9 protein-coding genes are annotated in these 13,133 nt (G+C 74.6%); 6 read left to right on the top strand and 3 right to left on the bottom strand.

What is annotated here, in order from left to right:
* Nucleotides 1-112: 112 nt before the first annotated feature.
* Nucleotides 113-1,048: a lysylphosphatidylglycerol synthase transmembrane domain-containing protein gene (locus IG94_RS0131200; RefSeq protein ID WP_052410947.1), complete on the top strand. Its 936-nt coding sequence runs from the start codon at nucleotides 113-115 to the stop codon at nucleotides 1,046-1,048.
* 55 nt (nucleotides 1,049-1,103) lie between these two features.
* Here the strand turns inward: IG94_RS0131200 and IG94_RS0131205 are convergent, their stop codons facing one another.
* The 3 genes from IG94_RS0131205 to IG94_RS0131215 all read right to left on the bottom strand — a co-directional run bounded on the left by IG94_RS0131205 (nucleotide 1,104) and on the right by IG94_RS0131215 (nucleotide 5,513).
* Complete coding sequence (locus tag IG94_RS0131205; RefSeq protein ID WP_031044937.1) at nucleotides 1,104-2,333, bottom strand: NAD(P)/FAD-dependent oxidoreductase; 1,230 nt, start codon at nucleotides 2,331-2,333, stop codon at nucleotides 1,104-1,106.
* A complete protein-coding gene (locus IG94_RS0131210; protein WP_031044940.1) occupies nucleotides 2,330-3,733 on the bottom strand; it encodes an FAD-dependent oxidoreductase in 1,404 nt (467 codons plus the stop codon). The genes IG94_RS0131205 and IG94_RS0131210 overlap by 4 nt, the downstream gene beginning before the upstream one ends.
* A 340-nt stretch (nucleotides 3,734-4,073) precedes the next feature.
* Entirely contained in the window at nucleotides 4,074-5,513 is a 1,440-nt protein-coding gene (locus IG94_RS0131215) for an FGGY family carbohydrate kinase (protein ID WP_031044942.1), read from the bottom strand.
* A 274-nt stretch (nucleotides 5,514-5,787) separates the two neighbouring features.
* Between IG94_RS0131215 and IG94_RS0131220 the strand changes: the two genes are divergently transcribed.
* From IG94_RS0131220 to IG94_RS0131240, 5 genes are all read left to right on the top strand, one after another.
* Entirely contained in the window at nucleotides 5,788-6,795 is a 1,008-nt protein-coding gene (locus IG94_RS0131220; RefSeq protein ID WP_031044945.1) for a hypothetical protein, read from the top strand.
* A 31-nt stretch (nucleotides 6,796-6,826) separates the two neighbouring features.
* Complete coding sequence (locus IG94_RS0131225) at nucleotides 6,827-8,371, top strand: amino acid permease (RefSeq protein ID WP_031044947.1); 1,545 nt, start codon at nucleotides 6,827-6,829, stop codon at nucleotides 8,369-8,371.
* 207 nt (nucleotides 8,372-8,578) lie between these two features.
* Complete coding sequence (locus IG94_RS0131230) at nucleotides 8,579-9,658, top strand: mechanosensitive ion channel family protein (protein ID WP_031044951.1); 1,080 nt, start codon at nucleotides 8,579-8,581, stop codon at nucleotides 9,656-9,658.
* 140 nt (nucleotides 9,659-9,798) lie between these two features.
* Entirely contained in the window at nucleotides 9,799-12,018 is a 2,220-nt protein-coding gene (locus IG94_RS0131235; RefSeq protein WP_031044955.1) for an NADP-dependent isocitrate dehydrogenase, read from the top strand.
* A gap of 120 nt (nucleotides 12,019-12,138) precedes the next feature.
* Entirely contained in the window at nucleotides 12,139-12,936 is a 798-nt protein-coding gene (locus IG94_RS0131240) for an N-formylglutamate amidohydrolase (RefSeq protein ID WP_031044957.1), read from the top strand.
* Nucleotides 12,937-13,133 lie beyond the last annotated feature (197 nt).

The raw sequence follows: 13,133 nt of genomic DNA on the forward strand, positions 1-13,133 counted from the left end.
GGCACGGCCCACGGTCCGTAAGACCGAGTCCGCGCCTCGGCCACCCGTAGTTGGCCCGGTTCGGGGAGACTCTTGTGCTGTGACGACAGCGGTACGACTCGCCGAGAAGCCACTGCCCCGCCGGTTCCCGGTCCGCCGGGTGCTGTGCGTCCTTCCGCTGCTGCTGGTCGCCGTGGTCGCGGTGCGGCACCGGTCGGTGCTGGCCGAGGGCTTCGGGCACCTGGCCACGGCCCGCTGGCCGTGGCTGCTGGCCGCCGCGGGGGCGACCTGTCTGACCTGGGTCGCCGCCGCCTGCACCCGGCAGGGCGCGGTGGTGGAGCGGCTGCCGCGGCGCCGGCTGCTGGCCACGCAGTTCGCGGCGGGCGCGGCCAACCACCTGCTGCCGACGGGACTGGGCGCGAGCGCGGTCAACCTGCGGTTCATGACGGTGTGCGGGCTGCCGCTCGCGCGTTCCTCGGCCGCCCTCGCGCTGTACCTGCTGGCGGAGAGCGTCGGCCGGGTGGCCCTGCTGGGCGCCCTGCTGATCGCGTTCCCCGGTGCGCTGCGGCTGGGAACGCTGCTGCCCGAGGGGGCGGCGGGGCCGCTGCTGGTCGTCGCGGTCGCGGTGCCGGCGGTGGCGGCGGGGGTGCTCGCGCTGGTGCCCCGGCTGCGCGCGGCGGTGGCCTCCTTCCTGCGGACGGCCCTCGGCGAGGCCCGTTCGGTGCACGGGCGCCCGGCGCGTGCGCTGGCGCTGTGGGGCGGCGCCCTCGCGTTCCCCGCGCTGCAGGCCTCGGCGCTGGTACTGGTGGGGCGGTCGCTCGGGCTGCCGGTGCCGGCCGCGCACATGGCGGTGGCGTACCTGGCGGCGACGGTCGCGGTGGCGCTGGTGCCCACCCCCGGCGGCATCGGATCGGTGGAGGCGGCGCTGGTCGTGGCGCTGGTGGCGACGGGCGGACCGGCGGCCGTCGCCACGGCGGTGGTCCTGGCGTTCCGGCTCCTCACGGTGTGGCTGCCGCTGCTGCCGGGGGCGCTGACGCTGGCGGCGCTGGTGCGGATGCGGGTGATCTGAGGGCGGGAGCGGGCGGCGCCTGCCCGGGTACCTGCTCCGGTGGAGGGGGGCGGGGTCAGGCGATCGTGACGTGTACCGGTCCGCCCGCGGGGTCGACGCGGTGTGTCCAGCGGGCCGTCAGGGTCAGCGGGCGGTGCGGGGCGGCGACGGTGAGCGGGAGCCGGGCCCGGTGCAGCGGGCGGCCGTCCTGGGTGACGTACAGGACCGGGCGGCTCAGCGGGATCGCCGTGCGCAGGAGGTACGGGAGACGGTCGGCCGGGGTGACGCGGTCGGGGGTGATGCGCAGCAGGGGCGGGGCGGTGACCAGCGGGACGCCGGTGGGCCAGTGCGCGGCCCTGCTCCGGTCGGCGGCGAGCCAGTCGCGTACGGCGCCGGCCGCGTGCGCGCCCTCGCGGGCCGCCGTCGCCGCGCTCTCGACGGCGTGCAGCACGCTGCCGGCCGCGAAGACGCCGGGCCGCGAGGTCCGCAGGGCGCCGTCGACGGCGGGGCCGCGGGTGCCCGGGGCCAGGGTGAGCGCGCCGCGCCGGGCGAGTTCGTGCTCGGGGACGAAGTCGCCGGTGAACACGACGGTGTCGCAGGGCAGCGTGGCCGTACGGCCGTCGCGGTGGCGGACCCGCACGCCCGACAGGCGTCCGCGGCCGAGGAGTTCGGTGACCGAGGTGCCGGTGAGGACGGGGGTGCGGTGCCGCAGGCGGGCGTCCAGGGTGCGCGCGGCGGCGGCCGGGGCCCGGGGCAGGTCGGTGACCAGGGCGACGACCTCGGCTCCGGCGGCCCGTACGGTGTCGGCGGCGGCGTGGGAGACCGCCTCGGCGCCGACGATCACCGCGCGGGTGCCGATGTGCTGCCCGTACAGGTGGACCGCCTGCTGGAGTTCGCCGGTGGTGTGGACGCCGGCCGGGCGGGTGCCGGGGACGAGGCGGGCGGCGCGGGGGCGTTCACGGGCGCCGGTGGCGAGGATCACGGCCCGGGCGGCGAGGGTCTCGGCGCCGCCCGGTCCGACGGTGGCGAGGGCGAGGTCGCCCGTCCAGTCGAGCGCGGTGACACCGGTCCGCACGTCGGCGCCCGCGCGGGCGGCGGCCTCCGTGAGCCGCCGTGCGTGGTCGGGGCCGGTCAGCGCGTGCGGCCACGCGCCGAAGCCCCGGTGCGCGCAGTGCCTCGGCACTCCCCCGGGCCACTGCTCGCGCTCCAGAACCTCGACGTGCGCCCCGGCCGCCGCGAGCCGGGAGGCGGCCACGAGTCCGGCGGGTCCCGCCCCGACCACCAGGACGTCGACCTCGCGGCTCATCCGCCTGCCTCCTCGAAGAGCGCCCGTACGGCCGCTCCGCAGTGGAACCCGCCGCAGCGGCCCGACCTGGCCCGGGTGCGGCGGCGCAGTCCCTCCGGGCTCCGGGGCGGGATCGTACTGGCGAGGGCGTCGCGGATCTCGCCGCGGGAGACGCGCTCGCAGTGGCAGACCAGGACGCCGTACTCCGGGTCGGCGGCGACGCGTTCGGGCTGCTGGTGGGGGCGTGGGAAGGCCTCGCCGAGGTTGGGCATCCGGACCGGGTCGGGCGGGCGCTCCGCGCCGAGGTCGAGGCCGGTTTCGGCGAGCAGGGCGGTGACGTGCGCGGCGATGGCGAGGGAGGCGGTGAGGCCGGTGGAGCGGATGCCGCCGACCGTGACACTGCCCAGTTCCGGGTGGGCGCGGATGCGGTAGTCGTCGTGCTCGGTGGCGGCGCGCAGTCCGGCGTAGACGGCGGTGACCTCCTCATCCAGCAGTGCGGGGAGGATGCGGCGGCCCTGTTCGCGCAGGGCGCGCAGCCCCTCGGCGGTGGACTCGGTGGCGTCCTTGTCGTCGAGGTTCTCGGCGGTGGGGCCCAGCAGGACGTTGCCGTAGACGGTCGGTGCGACCAGGACGCCCTTGCCGAGGGCGGTGGGGACCGGCAGCAGGATGTGCCGGACGAGGGCGCGGGCGAACTTGTCGTGGACGACGAGCTGGCCCCGGCGCGGGGTGACGGTGAAGTCGTCGAGGCCGAGACCCCGGTCGAGGGTGTCGGCGTGCAGTCCGGCCGCGTTGACGAGCCGGCGGGCGTGCAGGGGGCCGCGCGGGGTGGTCAGGCGGTGGACGCCGTCGTGGCGGCCGGCGGGTTCGACCGGCGTGTTCAGGTGCAGGTCGACTCCGGCGCGGACCGCCTGGGTGGCGTACGCGAGGGTGGTCGTCCAGGGGCAGATGATGCTCTCGCCGGGCACGTGGAGGGCGCCGAGCGCGCCGGGGCCGAGGTGGGGTTCGCGGGCGTACAGGTCGGCGGGGCCGAGGAGGCGGGTGTCGTGGTACGCGTTGCGGGCGGCCTTCTCCGCGAGGCGGGGCAGGGCGGCGAGCTGCTCCTCGTCCCAGGCGACGAGCAGGGCGCCGACGCGTTCGACGGGGATGCCGGACTCGGTGGCGTAGGTGGCGAGCAGGCGGGCGCCCTCGCGTACGAGCCGCGCTTCGAGGGAGCCGGGCACGGCGTCGAAACCGGTGTGCAGAATGGCGGTGTTGGCCTTGGACGTGCCCTGCCCGACGTCGTCCAGGGCCTCGACGAGGGCGACCCGCAGGGCCGGATGGTGCGCGAGCCGGCGCGCGATCGCACAGCCGACCACGCCCGCGCCGACGACCACCACGTCGTACGGCTCGGCGGGCAGGGGCCCGGAGACGGTGACGGTCACACGCGACTCCGCTCGGCGGGCGGGCCGTCGGGGGCGCGGTGTCCCGCCGGGGCACGGTGGGCTCCCGAGGCACGGTGGGCTCCCGGGGCGCGGGGCACGCCGAGGGTACGGTGAACGCCCCGGGTAGGCGGGCCACTTGACGCGCCGGGCGCCAGTTCGGCGCGGCAGGACGGGCTCCCTGCTCCGCCGCCCGGGGCCGCGGGGCGCACGGAGGCCCGGAACGCGGAGCACCCGCGGTGCGGGAACACGCGGCACCCGAAGCCCTGGAACGCGGGGCGCCCCGAGCCCTGGAACGCGGAGCGCCCCGTGCCCCGCCGGCCCGCGGGCCGTCGCGCCCCCTTCACGCCGGCTCTGCGGCGAGCAGCGCGTCGACCGCCGTGCGGAAGCGGGCGCGGCGGGTGCCCGCCTCGTCGGCGGACACGCGCGGCTCGTACACCGCGGCGGGGCCCGCGTCGGGGAGCGCGTCGGCGAGGGTCAGGGCCGGGTCCGCGCCGAGCCGGGCCAGGGCGCCGACGCCGAGCGCGGTGGCGTCGGGCAGGGCGGACACCTCCACGGGGCGTTGCAGCAGGTCGGCCTGGGTCTGCATGAGGAGGGCCGAGCGGGTGAGGCCGCCGTCGACGCGCAGTACCGTCAGCGGGGCGCCGAGGTCGGCCGCCGCGGCGTCGGCGAGTTCGGCGACCTGGGCGGCGATGCCCTCGCACAGGGCGCGCACCAGGTGCCCGGGGGTGGTGTCGAGGCCGAGTCCGGTGAGCGAGCCGCGCAGGTCGCCGCGCCACCAGGGGGCGGCGAGGCCGGCCAGTGCCGGGACGAAGGTGACGCCGCCCGCGTCCGGCACCGTCGCGCCGGTGGGGTCGAGGTCGGCGGCGCCCCGGAGGACGCCGAGGTCGGTGAGCCAGCGCACGGCGGAGGCGGCCGTGTACACCTGGCCGTCCAGGCAGTAGTCGGTGCGTCCGCCGAGCCGCCGGGCGACGCAGGCGGCCAGGCCCGAGGTGCCGCGCCGCGGGGTGGCGCCGGTGTCGGCGAGGAGGAACGCGCCGGTGCCGTAGGTGCACTTGGCGGTGCCCGGCTCGGTGACGCGCTGGGCGAGCAGTGCGGCCTGCTGGTCGACGGCGAGTCCGGTGAGCGGGAGTTCGGGGCCGAAGACCCCGGTCGTGCCGACGTGGGCGGCGTTGTCCACGATCTCCGGGAGCGCTTCGTCCCTCAGGCCGTACAGCTCCAGGGCGCGGGGCGACCAGTCGGTGCGGTCGAGGTCGAGCAGCTGGGTGCGGGAGGCGGTCGCGGCGTCGGTGACGCGGGCGCCGGTGAGGCGGTGGACCAGCCAGGTGTCGGAGGTGGTGACGTGGCCCTCGCGGGTCAGGTGCCGTCGGATCCAGGCCATTTTCGGGGCGGCGAAGTACGGGTCGAGGGGCAGGCCGGTCGTATGCCGCAACTCTTCGGCATGCGCGGCGAGTCCGGCGCACACGCTCTCCGCGCGGCGGTCCTGCCAGACCAGGGCGTCGGTGAGCGGGCGGCCGGTGCGCGGGTCCCAGGCGAGGACCGTCTCGCCCTGGTTGGCCAGCCCCAGCGCGGTGACGGGCTCGCCCGCCTCGGCGAGGGCCCGGCGGCCGGCTTCGAGCACCGAGCCGTACAGCTCCTCCGGGTCCACCTCGACCAGGCCCCCGGGCAGGGGGCGTGGGCGGACCTCGGCGAAACCGGTGCCGACGACGCCGCGTTCGGGGCAGACGACCAGCGCCTTGGTGCCGGATGTGCCCTGGTCGACGGCGAGTACCGGGCCTGCCATGGCGCTCCTCTCCGGCTGCCGCACCGACCGCTCGGCGATCACTGCGCGCCAGCCTGCCGCCGTGCGCACTCCGCGTCAAGTACCCCTGACCGTACGTCAGTTCTCCCAGGTGGCGCCGGATTCTCCCGACTGTGCCGAAACTGAACAGAGGCGGAACCTCCGCCTCTATAGTGTCCGCCGACCGGCACGACCACCGCACCGCCGCCCCAGGGGAGGGCTGTTTGTCGCTCCAGCCTGCCGTCCCGCCGATTCCACTCCCTGCGGCGTGCGTCTGATGGCCAGAGACGGAGTACAGCCCGCCTACGATCCCGCCGGTCACGACGGCGCGCTGCGCTCCGCCCTGCAGGAGGTGCGCGCCGGACGCTGGATGTCGATGCGCATCCTGCTGGAGCAGACGGACTCCTGGTCGCAGTGGACCCGGCGGACTCAGGTGCTGGCCGCGTCGGCCGCCGGTACGGACGTGGTGCGGGCCTGGCTCGCGGAGGAGCCGCGCAGCGTGACCGCCGCGGTGATGCACGCCCGGGTCGCCGTGGAGCGCGCGCTGCGGGCGCACCGCGAGGAGCATCGCCGCACGCACGAGCTGTGGCTCCAGGCCTGGCACGCCTGCGACGCGGTGACGCGTTCGGCGCCGCACGACCCGGTGCCGTGGGTGTGCCTGCTTGCGCTGGCCCGGCTGGACGAGGGGCAGCGCTGGGACGAGCACCGGGTGCCGCCGCCCGAGCCGATGCTGCCGGTGGGCCCGTGGGGGCTGCTGGCCGAGGCGGACAGGCGGGACCCGGACAACCGGGAGGCCCATCACCGCATGCTCCAGTTCCTCTACCCCCGGGGCGGCTCGGAGCGGCTGGCCCGTGCGGCGGGGTTCGCGCAGTGGGCGGCGGGCTCGGCGCCGCCGGGCTCGGCCCTGCACGTGCTGCCGCTGTACGTGCGGGTGGAGCGCTACCGCCGTTCGGGCGTGCGGGAGGCGGCGCTGGACCTGCACTGGGTGGCCGAGGACGCCACCCGTGAGGCGCGGCAGGCGTTCGACTCCTGGTTCGCGCAGTGTCCGCCGGGCGAACGGTCGCTGCCGGACCTGAACCACCTGGCCCACGCGCTGTGGGGCGCCCTCCGGTTCCGGGAGGCGGACCAGGTGTTCGACGCGCTCGGCCCCTACTGGACGCCGCTGCCCTGGGCCTGCCGGGCCCCGGGCGGCGGCGGTTCCGCCCGGCGGGCCGCGGAGGTCTTCCTCCAGGCCCGCGCACGCAGCCGTTCGGCCGCCCGCGGCCGTGGCCGACGACACCGCTGATCCCACGCCGTCCCGTCCCCGGAGGTTTGTCATGTCACGCCCCTCTGAACCACCCGCCGCCGGCCGGCACTCCGCGTCCGGCGCCGCGACCGACGAGGAACAGCGCCTGCGCGAACTCGGCTACCGGCCGGTGCTGGCCCGCCGGATGGGCGGCTTCGGCAACTTCGCCATCAGCTTCTCGGTGATCTCGATCCTGTCCGGCTGCATGACCCTGTACGGCTTCGGCCTGGGCACCGGCGGCCCCGCGGTGATGCTGTGGGGCTGGGCGGGGGTCGGCCTGTTCGTGCTGTGCGTCGGGATGGCACTGGCCGAGGTCACCAGCGCGTATCCGACGTCGGGTGCGCTGTACTACATGGCCGACCGGCTCGGCGGCCGCCGCTGGGGCTGGTACACGGGCTGGCTGAACCTGCTGGGGCTGCTCGGCGCGATCGCCGGGATCGACTACGGGGCGGCGCTGTTCACCGGCGCGTTCCTGAACCTCCAGTGGGGCTTCGCCCCGACGCCGGAGAAGACGATGCTGATCTTCGTGGCGATCCTGCTGCTGCACGCGGTGCTCAACCTGTTCGGGGTCCGGCTGGTCAGTGTCCTCAACTCGGTGAGCGTGTGGTGGCACCTGGCCGGTGTCGCGCTGATCGTCGGTGCGCTGGTGATCGTCCCGGACCACCACCAGTCGCCGTCGTTCGTCTTCACCGAGTTCGTCAACGACACCGGCTGGGAGAACCCGCTGTACGTCGCCGCGATCGGGCTGCTGCTGGCCCAGTACACCTTCTCCGGCTACGACGCCTCCGCCCACCTGTCCGAGGAGACCTCGAACGCCTCGGTGTCGGCGGCACGGGGCATCGTGCGGGCCATCTGGGTCTCGTGGCTGGCGGGTTTCGTGCTGCTGGCCGGGCTGACCTTCGCGATCCAGGACTACGCGGCGACCCGGGACACCGCGACCGGGGTGCCGCCCGCGCAGATCCTCCTGGACGGCCTGGGCACGGACGGTGCGAGCGCGCTGCTGCTCGTGGTGATCGTGGCGCAGCTCTTCTGCGGCAACGCCGAGGTGGCCGCCGCCAGCCGGATGGTGTTCGCGTTCAGCCGGGACGGCGCCCTGCCCGGCTCGTCCCTGTGGCGCAGGGTCTCGGCCCGCACCCAGACGCCGGTGCCCGCCGTGTGGCTGTCGGTGGCCGTGGCCTGCCTGCTCGCGGTGCCGTCCCTGTACTCGGCGACGGCGTACGGCGCGGTGACCGCCATCAACGTCATCGGCATCACTCCGGCGTACGCCATCCCGGTGCTGCTGCGGCTGCGCGCGGGCGACCGGTTCACTCCGGGGCCGTGGAACCTGGGGCGGTGGAGCAGGCCGGTCGGCTGGGTCGCGGTGGTGTGGGTGGCGTTGGTCACCGTGCTCTTCTGCCTGCCCCAGGCGTCGCCGGTGACGGTCGACACGATGAACTACGCCGTCGTCGCCCTGCTCGTCGTACTGGTACTGGCCACGGTGTGGTGGTTCGTCGCCCGGCGTTCGTACGGCACTCCGACGACCGCGGCCTACGGCGACGACCGTGAGCAGGAGGAACTGGCCGAGGGCATCGTCTGAGACGCTCCGGCCCGCCTCCGTGCGCGGTACGGAACACCGCCCGGGATACGGCAGGATGAGCCTTCGCGCGGGTCGAACTGCCTTGCGGACAGGCTCGGTCGCGCCCCCTTCCCTCAAGCATCATCGAGCAGGTGACGACGTGACGTGTGATCACATCCGGCGTTCGGCGGGGTCCTCCGCCGCGTCCGGGCCCCTTGGAGGCGAGCGGTGACCGAGGAGCTGACCATGGACCACCTGGTGCCGGCCGGCATCGCGCTGGGCTCGGGGCTGCTGGGGGCGTTCCTGCTGCGCCTGCTGCTGCGCTGGCTGGCGGGCCACGCGGGGCGCACCCGCTGGAGCGGCGACGACGTCATCGTGGCCGCGCTGCGCACGATGGCGCCGTGGGCGGCGGTCGCGGGCGGCGTGGCCGGTGCGGCGGCGGCACTGCCGCTGACGCGGGCGGTGCAGCACAGCGTCAACCAGGTGCTGACGGTGCTGCTGATCTTCGTGGCGACGGTGACGGCGGCGCGGGTGGTCGCGGGCCTGGTGCGGACGGTGACGACGTCGCGCTCGGGGGTCGCCGGGTCGGCCACGATCTTCGTGAACATCACCCGGATCCTGGTGCTGGCCATCGGCTTCCTGGTCATCCTGCAGACCCTGGGCGTGTCCATCGCGCCGATGCTCACCGCCCTCGGCGTCGGCGGTCTCGCGGTGGCGCTGGCCCTCCAGGACACGCTGGCCAACCTCTTCGCGGGCATCCACATCCTCGCCTCGAAGACCGTGCAGCCGGGTGACTACATCCAGCTCAGCAGCGGCGAGGAGGGCTATGTCGAGGACATCAACTGGCGGCAGACCACCGTACGGGAGCTGTCCAACAACCTGGTCGTGATCCCGAACGGGCAGCTCGCCAAGTCGAACATGACCAACTTCATGCGGCCGGAGCAGCGGCTCACGATCCTGGTCCAGGTCGGCGTCTCCTACGACAGTGACCTGGAGCACGTGGAACGGGTGACGACGGAGGTGGTCGCCGAGGTGATGACGGAGATCACCGGTGCGGTGCCGGAGCACGAGCCTGCGGTGCGCTTCCACACCTTCGGCGACTCGCGGATCGGCTTCACGGTGATCCTCGGCGTCGGCGAGTTCAGCGACCAGTACCGGATCAAGCACGAGTTCATCAAGCGGCTGCACAGGCGCTACCGCGCGGAGGGCATCCGCATTCCGTCGCCCGCGCGGACGGTCGCGCTCCAGCAGGGTGCGGTGGTGTTCCCGCAGCAGCGGACGGGCGAGGACACCGTCCCGCTCGTCTGACCGGACCCGATGTCGACCGTGTGTTCGACGGGCTCGCGCGGCAGGGTGTCCTGAATCTCCGTGCGACCCCTGTCGAGCCCGGGTCGGTCACGAGATATCTTGATGTCGAGCAATGTTGCAGACGTGGAGCGGAGCACCCGGTGACTGACTCGACCATCATCTACACACACACTGACGAGGCCCCGGCCCTGGCGACGTATTCGTTCCTGCCGGTGGTCCGGGCGTACGCCTCGCAGGCGGGTGTCGCCGTCGAGACCCGCGACATCTCGCTGGCCGGCCGCATCATCGCCCTGTTCCCGGAGTACCTCGCCGAGGACCAGCGCATCCCGGACGCCCTCGCGGAACTCGGCGACCTGGCGAAGACGCCGGCCGCCAACATCATCAAGCTGCCGAACATCTCGGCCTCCATCCCCCAGCTCAAGGCCGCGATCGCGGAGCTGCAGGGCCAGGGCTACGCGCTGCCGGCCTACCCGGACGACCCGAAGACCGACGAGGAGCGCGACGTCCGCGCCCGCTACGACAAGGTCAAGGGCTCCGCGGTCAACCCGGTCCTGCGCGAGGGCAACTCCGACCGCCGCGCCCCGGCCTCGGTGAAGAACTACGCCAAGACCCACCCGCACCGCATGGGCGCCTGGACCGGCGAGTCGAAGACCAACGTCGTGACCATGGGCGAGAACGACTTCCGCTCCACCGAGAAGTCCGCGGTGATCGCCGAGGACGGCGCGCTGCGGATCGAGCTGGTCGGCGACGACGGCACCACCACGGTGCTGCGCGAGTCGGTCCCGGTGAAGAAGGACGAGGTCGTCGACGCCTCCGTGCTGCGCGTCGCCGCGCTGCGCGAGTTCCTCACGGCCCAGATCGCCCGCGCCAAGGCCGAGGGCATCCTGTACTCCGTGCACCTGAAGGCCACGATGATGAAGGTCTCCGACCCGATCATCTTCGGCCACGTGGTCCGCGCCTTCTTCCCGAAGACGTTCGCGAAGTACGCCGAGACGCTGGCCGCGGCCGGCCTCACCCCGAACGACGGCCTGGGCGGCATCTACAAGGGCCTGGAGTCCCTGCCCGAGGGCGCCGAGATCAAGGCCTCCTTCGACGCCGAGCTGGCCGAGGGCCCGGAGCTGGCCATGGTCGACTCCGACAAGGGCATCAGCAACCTGCACGTGCCCTCGGACGTCATCATCGACGCGTCCATGCCGGCCATGATCCGCACCTCCGGCCACATGTGGGGCCCGGACGGCGGCGAGCACGACGCCCTCGCCGTGATCCCCGACTCCTCCTACGCCGGCGTGTACCAGGCCGTCATCGAGGACTGCCGCGCCAACGGCGCCTACGACCCGTCCACCATGGGCTCGGTCCCGAACGTCGGCCTCATGGCGCAGAAGGCCGAGGAGTACGGCAGCCACGACAAGACCTTCGAGATCCCCACCACGGGCACGGTCCGCCTGGTCGACGCCGCCGGCAACGCCGTGCTGGAGCAGACGGTCTCCGCCGGTGACATCTTCCGTGCCTGCCAGACCAAGGACGCGCCGATCCGCGACTGGGTCAAGCTGGCCGTCACCCGCGCCCGCGCCACCGGCGACCCGGCCGTCTTCTGGCTGGACGAGGGCCGCGCCCACGACGCCAACCTGATCGCCAAGGTGCGCACGTACCTGCAGGAGCACGACACCGAGGGCCTGGACATCCGGATCCTCGACCCCGTCGAGGCCACGAAGCTGTCGGTGGAGCGCATCCGCCGCGGCGAGAACACCATCTCGGTCACCGGCAACGTGCTGCGCGACTACCTGACCGACCTGTTCCCGATCCTGGAGCTGGGCACCAGCGCCAAGATGCTGTCGGTCGTCCCGCTGATGGCGGGCGGCGGCCTCTTCGAGACCGGCGCCGGCGGCTCGGCCCCCAAGCACGTGCAGCAGCTGGTGCGGGAGGACTACCTGCGCTGGGACTCCCTCGGCGAGTTCTTCGCCCTGGTGCCGTCCCTGGAGCAGTACGCCGAGACCACCGGCAACACCCGCGCCAAGGTCCTCGCCGACGCCCTCGACCGCGCCACGGCGACCTTCCTCAACGAGGACAAGTCCCCGACCCGCCGCGTCGGCGGCATCGACAACCGCGGCAGCCACTTCTACCTGTCCCTGTACTGGGCGCAGGAGCTGGCGAAGCAGACCGACGACGCGGACCTGGCCAAGGCCTTCGCCCCGCTCGCCGAGACGCTCACCGCCGCCGAGCAGAAGATCGTCGAGGAGCTGAACGCGGTCCAGGGCAAGCCCGCCGAGATCGGCGGCTACTACCAGCCCGACCCGGCGAAGGCCGCCGAGGTCATGCGCCCGTCGGCCACCTGGAACGAGGCGCTGGCGTCCCTCGCCTGATCCCCGGGAGCCCCGCGCGCCCACGGGCACCCCGTTTCCGTCCGGTTCCGTCCGGCGGAGACGGGGTGCCCGTCTGTCGTCACCCGCACCCGTCGTCGCCCGCACCCAGGGAGCACCCCCGTGACCGACGCCCCCGCTTCCTTCGACCTCGTCCCGGGCGCCGCCGCGTCCCCGGTGATCCTGCACGTGCCCCACTCCTCCCGCGCGGTCCCGGCCGGTGTCCGTCCCGGCATCGTGCTGTCCGACGCGGAGCTGGAACGCGAGCTGGACCACATGACCGACGCGCACACGGCCGAGATCGCCGGGGCGGCGGCCGCGCTGGCCGGCCGCACGCCGTGGCGGTTCGTGAACCGGACGTCGCGGCTGGTCGTGGACCCGGAGCGGTTCCCGGACGAGCGGGAGGAGATGGCGGCCGTCGGGATGGGCGCCATCTACACGCGGACGTCGCACCGCGAGGCGCTGCGCGAGGACGGCACGGACCCCGGACCGCTGATCGAGCGGTACTTCCGGCCGTACGCGCGGGCGATGACCGAGGCGGTCGCCGACCGGCTCGCGGCCACCGGACGGGCCGTCGTCCTCGACGTGCACTCCTACCCGAGCGAGCCGCTGCCCTACGAGCTGCACGGCGGCGGCCCGCGCCCGCCGGTGTGCCTCGGCACCGACGGCTTCCACACGCCGCCCGCGCTGCTCGCGGCGGCCCGGGAGGCCTTCGCCCCCTGCGGGGAGACCGGCCTGGACAGCCCGTTCGCCGGGACGTACGTGCCGCTGGACTTCTACGGGAGGCGGGCCGAGGTCGGCGCGCTGATGGTGGAGATCCGCCGGGACACCTACATGACCGAGCCGGGCGGACCGGCCGGTCCCGGCCTGCCCCGGCTCGCGGCGGCCCTGGCGGCACTCGTCGACGCGGTGTCCGGCTGACCGTCGCCGCAGCCCGGCTGACCGTCGCCGTGCCCGGTGAGCGCCGCCGTGGGCGGTGAGCGTCTCCGTGCCCGGTGAGCACCGCCGTGCCCGGTGAAGCGTCGCCGTGTCCGATGACCGTCGCCCGGTCCGGCCGGCCTCCGTGGTCCCCACCGGCTGGAGCACCTCCGCGCGACAGCCGGGCCGGGGCGCGGCCA

The organism is Streptomyces olivaceus, from assembly GCF_000721235.1.
Classification (GTDB): Bacteria; Actinomycetota; Actinomycetes; order Streptomycetales; family Streptomycetaceae; genus Streptomyces; species Streptomyces olivaceus.

What these genes read in the sequence shown, in the direction of transcription:
- IG94_RS0131205 (WP_031044937.1), bottom strand. Translation starts at nt 2,333, where the DNA reads ATGAGCCGCGAGGTCGACGTCCTGGTGGTCGGGGCGGGACCCGCCGGA.
- IG94_RS0131215 (WP_031044942.1), bottom strand. Translation starts at nt 5,513, where the DNA reads ATGGCAGGCCCGGTACTCGCCGTCGACCAGGGCACATCCGGCACCAAG.
- IG94_RS0131220 (WP_031044945.1), top strand. Translation starts at nt 5,788, where the DNA reads ATGGCCAGAGACGGAGTACAGCCCGCCTACGATCCCGCCGGTCACGAC.
- IG94_RS0131225 (WP_031044947.1), top strand. Translation starts at nt 6,827, where the DNA reads ATGTCACGCCCCTCTGAACCACCCGCCGCCGGCCGGCACTCCGCGTCC.